Genomic DNA, 6,760 nt, shown 5'->3' with positions numbered 1-6,760 from the left:
GCGAAGCGAGAGAACGTTGCGTCAGCAACGGCCCGCAGGGCGAGCCACGAAGTGGCGAGTCATTCTCTATCACCGACCAAATTCGAAAAGCCTGCTCAACGAGCAGGCTTTTTTGCATCTGTGGCCTGTGAGGATGAGAACCTCCGGGGGCAGGAGGTTCGACTCGAGCGAAGCGAGAGAACGTTGCGTCAGCAACGGCCCGCAGGGCGAGCCACGAAGTGGCGAGTCATTCTCTATCACCGACCAAATTCGAAAAGCCTGCTCAACGAGCAGGCTTTTTTGCATCTGAGGCCTGTGAGGATGAGAACCTCCGGGGGCAGAGTTCGACTTGTGTTCCGTAGGCCCGCGCAATCGCAGCGCCGCCGGGCATCATCAGTGCGCCACTGGCCAAAAATTCCACCAAAATCACAATAAACGACTTTACCCACGTTTCCAGCCAGCTATTCGCTATTTTGTGACATCTTCCATTGCATTTTTTTATCGATGAACAGATCTTTTTTCGCGAAGCTTATGGCTAAATGTAGCATTTTCCGCTGTGCGCTTTAACGTTCGCGCTATTAATCGCTCACATATTGGTCACACGGCAAGAAATTTTTCTCATTTGTTGGAATTGTTTCCCTCTGCGTGTTGCAAATTATTAAGGTCATTATTCTGCTTATTGACCCGTAGCATAAATTTCTCTGCTGAAAATAGCGCCTTGAAGTTTTTTTAATCTTTGCCTGCCGTTTCTCACGCTGGATGTAAAACCCGGCTGGCTGTATTGACGTTTCCCCATTCTGTTGACAGATTGTAGGGCATGAGGGGCATTTCATGGAGAATCCGTACTGCAACTCAGTCGTTTTTGCGAAAGGAATCCCCATCTCTCTCTACGCCTTCGGGCACCACCGACTGGACCGGGTATATTCTAAATAGTTCGAGCTGCGGAAAGGCGGCAAGTGTACGAGCTCCCCTGAGCATAGATAACGATGTGACTGGGATGATCGAGCGCAGCCAACGCATCCGTTGTTTGAAATAGGACGAATAAAAATAAATAAAGGTCCGGCGGATATATGCAAACAACATCACAGTTTTGGAGCAGAATAATGAGTATTTCCTTGAAGAAATCAGGGATGCTGAAGCTTGGTCTGAGCCTGGTCGCCATGACCGTCGCCGCCAGCGTGCAAGCGAAAACCCTGGTTTATTGTTCTGAAGGCTCGCCGGAAGGCTTTAACCCACAGCTCTTCACCTCTGGCACCACCTATGACGCCAGTTCCGTACCGATCTATAACCGCCTGGTCGAATTTAAAACCGGTACCACGGAAGTTATTCCAGGGCTTGCTGAGAAATGGGAAGTCAGTCCTGATGGCAAAACCTATACTTTCCATCTGCGCCAGGGCGTGAAGTGGCAAGATAATAAAGACTTCAAACCCACCCGTGACCTGAACGCCGATGACATCGTGTTCTCCTTCGATCGCCAGAAGAATACCAATAACCCGTACCATAAAGTTTCTGGCGGCAGCTATGAATACTTTGAAGGGATGGGGTTACCGGACCTGATTAGCGAAGTGAAGAAAGTGGACGATAAAACCGTCCAGTTCGTCCTGACTCGCCCGGAAGCGCCGTTCCTCGCTGATCTGGCCATGGACTTCGCCTCCATCCTGTCGAAAGAGTATGCCGATAACATGTTGAAAGCTGGCACGCCGGAAAAAGTGGACCTCAATCCAATCGGTACCGGCCCATTCCAGCTGCTGCAGTACCAGAAAGATTCCCGCATTCTGTATAAAGCCTTCCCGGGCTACTGGGGTACCAAGCCGAAGATCGATCGTCTGGTCTTCTCCATCACCCCGGACGCTTCCGTGCGCTATGCCAAACTGCAGAAAAATGAGTGCCAGGTGATGCCGTACCCGAACCCGGCGGACATCGCGCGCATGAAGGAAGATAAGAACATTACCCTGCTGGAACAGCCGGGCCTGAACGTCGGTTATCTCTCCTTCAACACCGAGAAGAAACCGCTGGACGACGTCAAAGTTCGTCAGGCGCTGACCTACGCGGTGAACAAAGAAGCGATCATCAAAGCCGTTTACCAGGGCGCAGGCCAGGCGGCGAAGAACCTGATCCCGCCGACCATGTGGGGCTATAACGACGACGTTAAGGACTACACCTACGATCCGGAGAAGGCGAAACAGCTGCTGAAAGAAGCGGGCCTGGAAAAAGGCTTCACCATCGACCTGTGGGCGATGCCGGTACAGCGTCCGTACAACCCGAATGCTCGCCGTATGGCTGAAATGATCCAGGCCGACTGGGCGAAAGTCGGGGTCCAGGCCAAGATTGTTACCTATGAGTGGGGTGAATATCTGAAGCGGGCGAAAGCGGGCGAGCACCAGACCGTAATGATGGGCTGGACCGGCGACAACGGGGATCCGGATAACTTCTTCGCGACCCTGTTCAGCTGCGCCGCAGCGAAAGACGGCTCCAACTACTCGCGCTGGTGCTATAAGCCGTTTGAAGATTTGATTCAGCCGGCCCGCGCTACCGACGACCACAACAAGCGTATTGAACTGTACAAACAGGCTCAGGTAGTGATGCATGACCAGGCTCCGGCGCTGATCATCGCCCACTCCACCGTCTATGAGCCGGTGCGTAAAGAAGTCAAAGGCTATGTGGTGGATCCGCTGGGCAAACACCACTTCGATAACGTCTCCGTCGAATAATAAGCACGATGCCTGACCCCCTCTCCCCGCGTGGGAGAGGTAGGGGGCGTATTCCCGCTATTCCGGGGAATGCTTTTGTGAGCAATACAGACGCCCTGTCGCCAGGCGGGGCGTCACTAGAGAGAATCCGGGTTATGTTGCAGTTTATTCTCCGACGTCTGGGACTCGTCATCCCGACATTTATCGGTATCACCCTTCTCACCTTTGCCTTCGTCCATATGATCCCCGGCGATCCGGTGATGATTATGGCAGGTGAACGTGGTATTTCCCCCGAGCGTCACGCGCAGCTGCTGGCCGAAATGGGCCTTGATAAGCCGCTGTGGCAGCAATATGCCCATTACATTTGGGGCGTACTGCACGGTGATTTAGGCATCTCGCTGAAAAGCCGCATTCCCGTGTGGCAAGAGTTTGTCCCGCGCTTTAAAGCCACCCTTGAGCTGGGCGTTTGCGCGATGATTTTCGCTGTCGCCGTCGGTATTCCGGTGGGCGTGCTGGCTGCGGTAAAACGCGGATCCATCTTTGACCACACCGCCGTGGGTCTGGCGCTGACCGGCTACTCCATGCCTATCTTCTGGTGGGGCATGATGCTGATTATGCTGGTTTCGGTGCAGCTGAACCTGACGCCGGTCTCCGGGCGTATCAGCGATACGGTGTTCCTTGACGATACTCTGCCGCTGACCGGCTTCATGCTGATCGACACCGCCATCTGGGGCGAGCAGGGCGACTTTATTGACGCCTTAATGCATATGATCCTGCCGGCTATCGTGCTGGGCACCATCCCGCTGGCGGTGATTGTGCGTATGACCCGTTCGTCGATGCTGGAAGTGCTCGGCGAAGACTACATTCGTACCGCGCGCGCCAAAGGGCTGACCCGGATGCGAGTGATTGTGGTCCATGCGCTGCGCAACGCGATGCTGCCGGTGGTCACGGTCATTGGCCTGCAGGTGGGCACGCTGCTGGCGGGCGCCATCCTGACGGAAACCATTTTCTCATGGCCTGGTTTAGGCCGCTGGCTGATCGACGCGCTACAGCGTCGCGATTACCCGGTGGTGCAGGGCGGGGTACTGCTGGTGGCGACGATGATTATCCTCGTCAACCTGCTGGTCGACCTGCTGTATGGCGTGGTGAACCCGCGTATCCGGCATAAGAAGTAAGGGGCCATCATGTCACAAGTTACTGAGAATAAAGCGATTGCTGCACCGGTGCCAATGACCCCGCTGCAGGAGTTCTGGCACTATTTCAAACGCAACAAAGGCGCGGTCGTCGGTCTGGTGTACGTGGCGGTGATGATTATCATCGCGGTGTTCGCCAACTTCCTCGCCCCGTATAACCCGGCGGATCAGTTCCGTGATTCGCTGCTGGCGCCGCCGTTCTGGCAGGATGGCGGCAGCCTGGCGCATCTGCTCGGCACCGACGACGTGGGCCGCGATATTCTGTCGCGTCTGATGTACGGCGCCCGCCTGTCGCTGCTGGTGGGCTGCCTGGTGGTGGTCCTGTCGCTGATCCTTGGCGTGGTGCTCGGCCTGGTGGCGGGCTATTTCGGCGGGGTGGTGGATTCCATCATTATGCGCGTCGTCGATATTATGCTGGCGCTGCCGAGCCTGCTGCTGGCGCTGGTGCTGGTGGCTATCTTCGGGCCATCTATCGTCAACGCGTCGCTGGCGCTAACCTTCGTGGCGCTCCCGCACTATGTGCGTCTGACGCGCGCCGCGGTGCTGGTGGAGGTCAACCGCGACTACGTGACCGCTTCCCGCGTAGCGGGCGCCGGCGCGATGCGCCAGATGTTCGTCAATATTCTTCCCAACTGTCTCGCGCCGCTGATCGTTCAGGCGTCGCTGGGCTTTTCTAACGCCATTCTCGATATGGCAGCGCTGGGGTTCCTCGGCATGGGCGCGCAGCCGCCGACGCCTGAGTGGGGCACCATGCTCTCCGACGTATTGCAGTTCGCGCAAAGCGCCTGGTGGGTGGTGACCTTCCCGGGCGTGGCGATCCTGCTGACGGTGCTGGCATTTAACCTGATGGGTGACGGTCTGCGTGACGCGCTCGATCCCAAACTGAAGCAGTAAGAGGTTCGAGATGGCGTTATTAAATGTAGATAAATTATCGGTGCATTTCGGCGATGAGAACGCGCCGTTCCGCGCCGTAGACCGCATCAGCTATAGCGTGAAGCAGGGTGAAGTGGTCGGTATTGTGGGGGAGTCCGGTTCCGGTAAATCCGTCAGTTCGCTGGCGATTATGGGCCTGATTGACTATCCCGGGCGGGTGATGGCGGACAAACTGGAGTTCAACGGCCGCGACCTGCAGCGCATCTCTGAAAAAGAGCGGCGTCAGCTGGTGGGGGCGGAAGTGGCGATGATCTTCCAGGATCCGATGACCAGCCTCAATCCGTGCTATACCGTCGGCTACCAGATTATGGAAGCGATCAAAGTTCATCAGGGCGGCAATAAGCAAACTCGCCGTCAGCGGGCCATCGACCTGCTGAACCTGGTGGGCATTCCCGATCCGGCGTCGCGGCTTGACGTTTATCCGCACCAGCTTTCCGGCGGGATGAGTCAGCGCGTGATGATCGCGATGGCGATTGCCTGTCGGCCAAAACTGCTGATTGCCGATGAACCGACCACCGCACTGGACGTGACTATTCAGGCGCAGATCATCGAGCTGCTGCTGGAGTTGCAGCAGCAGGAGAATATGGCGCTGGTGCTGATCACCCACGACCTGGCGCTGGTGGCCGAGGCGGCGCATAAAATTATCGTCATGTATGCGGGTCAGGTGGTGGAGACCGGTGATGCGAAGGATATCTTCCGCGCGCCGCGTCATCCGTACACCCAGGCGCTGCTGCGCGCGCTGCCGGAGTTCGCCCAGGATAAGGCGCGTCTGGCGTCGCTGCCGGGCGTGGTGCCGGGGAAATATGACCGTCCTGTCGGCTGTCTGCTGAACCCGCGCTGCCCCTATGCCACGGATAAATGCCGGAGCGAAGAGCCCGCGCTCGCGGATCTTACCGGCGGCCGTCAGTCTAAATGTCACTACCCACTCGATGATGCCGGGAGGCCTGGATTATGAGTATGCAAAAGGCCGCCACGCAACAACCGCTGTTGCAGGCCATTGATCTGAAAAAACACTACCCGGTGAAGAAGGGAATATTCGCCCCGGAACGACTGGTGAAAGCGCTGGACGGCGTCTCCTTTACCCTTGAGCGTGGTAAAACGCTGGCGGTGGTGGGAGAGTCGGGCTGCGGCAAATCGACCCTCGGTCGTCTGCTGACAATGATTGAGATCCCCACTGGCGGTGAGCTGTATTATCAGGGGCAGGATCTGCTTAAGCATGACCCGCAGGCGCAGAAGCTCCGGCGGCAGAAAATCCAGATTGTGTTCCAGAACCCGTATGGTTCGCTGAACCCGCGAAAAAAAGTGGGGCAGATTCTGGAAGAGCCGCTGTTGATTAACAGCAGCCTGAGTAAAGAGCAGCGCCGTGAAAAAGCGCTGGCGATGATGGCGAAGGTCGGCCTGAAAACCGAGCATTACGATCGCTACCCGCATATGTTTTCCGGCGGTCAGCGCCAGCGTATCGCTATTGCCCGCGGGCTGATGCTGGATCCGGACGTGGTGATTGCCGATGAGCCGGTTTCCGCGCTGGACGTTTCGGTACGTGCCCAGGTGCTGAATCTGATGATGGATCTGCAGCAGGATTTAGGGCTGTCCTACGTGTTTATCTCCCACGACCTGTCGGTCGTCGAGCACATCGCTGATGAAGTGATGGTGATGTATCTCGGCCGCTGCGTGGAGAAGGGCACCAAGGACCAGATCTTCAACAATCCGCGTCATCCGTACACCCAGGCGCTGTTGTCGGCGACGCCGCGTCTGAATCCGGACGATCGGCGCGAGCGGATCAAGCTGACCGGCGAACTGCCGAGCCCGCTGAACCCACCGCCGGGCTGCGCCTTTAACGCGCGCTGCCGTCGACGCTTTGGTCCCTGCACCCAGCTTCAGCCGCAGCTTAAGGATTACGGCGGCCAGCTGGTAGCCTGCTTTGCCGTCGATCAGGATGAGAATCCGCAAAAACCCCACGCCTGA

General features: G+C 57.0%; 5 protein-coding genes and 1 other RNA gene. All 6 read left to right on the top strand.

The window, feature by feature from the left end; translation table 11 throughout:
- The first annotated feature begins 113 nt into the window (after positions 1 to 113).
- Positions 114 to 246, top strand: a non-coding RNA gene (locus tag NKJ21_RS10090) — RtT sRNA.
- 836 nt (positions 247 to 1,082) lie between these two features.
- Positions 1,083 to 2,690, top strand: a complete 1,608-nt coding sequence (gene dppA / locus NKJ21_RS10085) for a dipeptide ABC transporter periplasmic-binding protein DppA (protein WP_012540345.1) — start codon at positions 1,083 to 1,085, stop codon at positions 2,688 to 2,690.
- A 134-nt stretch (positions 2,691 to 2,824) separates the two neighbouring features.
- Positions 2,825 to 3,844 carry a dipeptide ABC transporter permease DppB gene (gene dppB / locus NKJ21_RS10080; protein ID WP_008806900.1) on the top strand — a complete coding sequence of 340 codons (1,020 nt, stop codon included), beginning with the start codon at positions 2,825 to 2,827 and terminating at the stop codon, positions 3,842 to 3,844.
- Between the two features lie 9 nt (positions 3,845 to 3,853).
- Entirely contained in the window at positions 3,854 to 4,756 is a 903-nt protein-coding gene (gene dppC, locus NKJ21_RS10075; protein ID WP_032733925.1) for a dipeptide ABC transporter permease DppC, read from the top strand.
- 10 nt (positions 4,757 to 4,766) lie between these two features.
- On the top strand, positions 4,767 to 5,750 hold the full coding sequence (dppD, locus tag NKJ21_RS10070; RefSeq protein WP_008806902.1) for a dipeptide ABC transporter ATP-binding protein: 984 nt from the start codon (positions 4,767 to 4,769) through the stop codon (positions 5,748 to 5,750).
- Complete coding sequence (gene dppF, locus NKJ21_RS10065) at positions 5,747 to 6,760, top strand: dipeptide ABC transporter ATP-binding subunit DppF (protein ID WP_012967082.1); 1,014 nt, start codon at positions 5,747 to 5,749, stop codon at positions 6,758 to 6,760. The genes dppD and dppF overlap by 4 nt, the downstream gene beginning before the upstream one ends.

Origin of the sequence: Klebsiella sp. SWET4 (genome assembly GCF_024296565.1) — a bacterium.
Classification (GTDB): domain Bacteria; phylum Pseudomonadota; class Gammaproteobacteria; order Enterobacterales; family Enterobacteriaceae; genus Klebsiella; species Klebsiella variicola.
The sequence above is the reverse complement of the archived record's forward strand: the minus strand, read 5'-3'. Positions and strand labels throughout refer to the sequence as shown.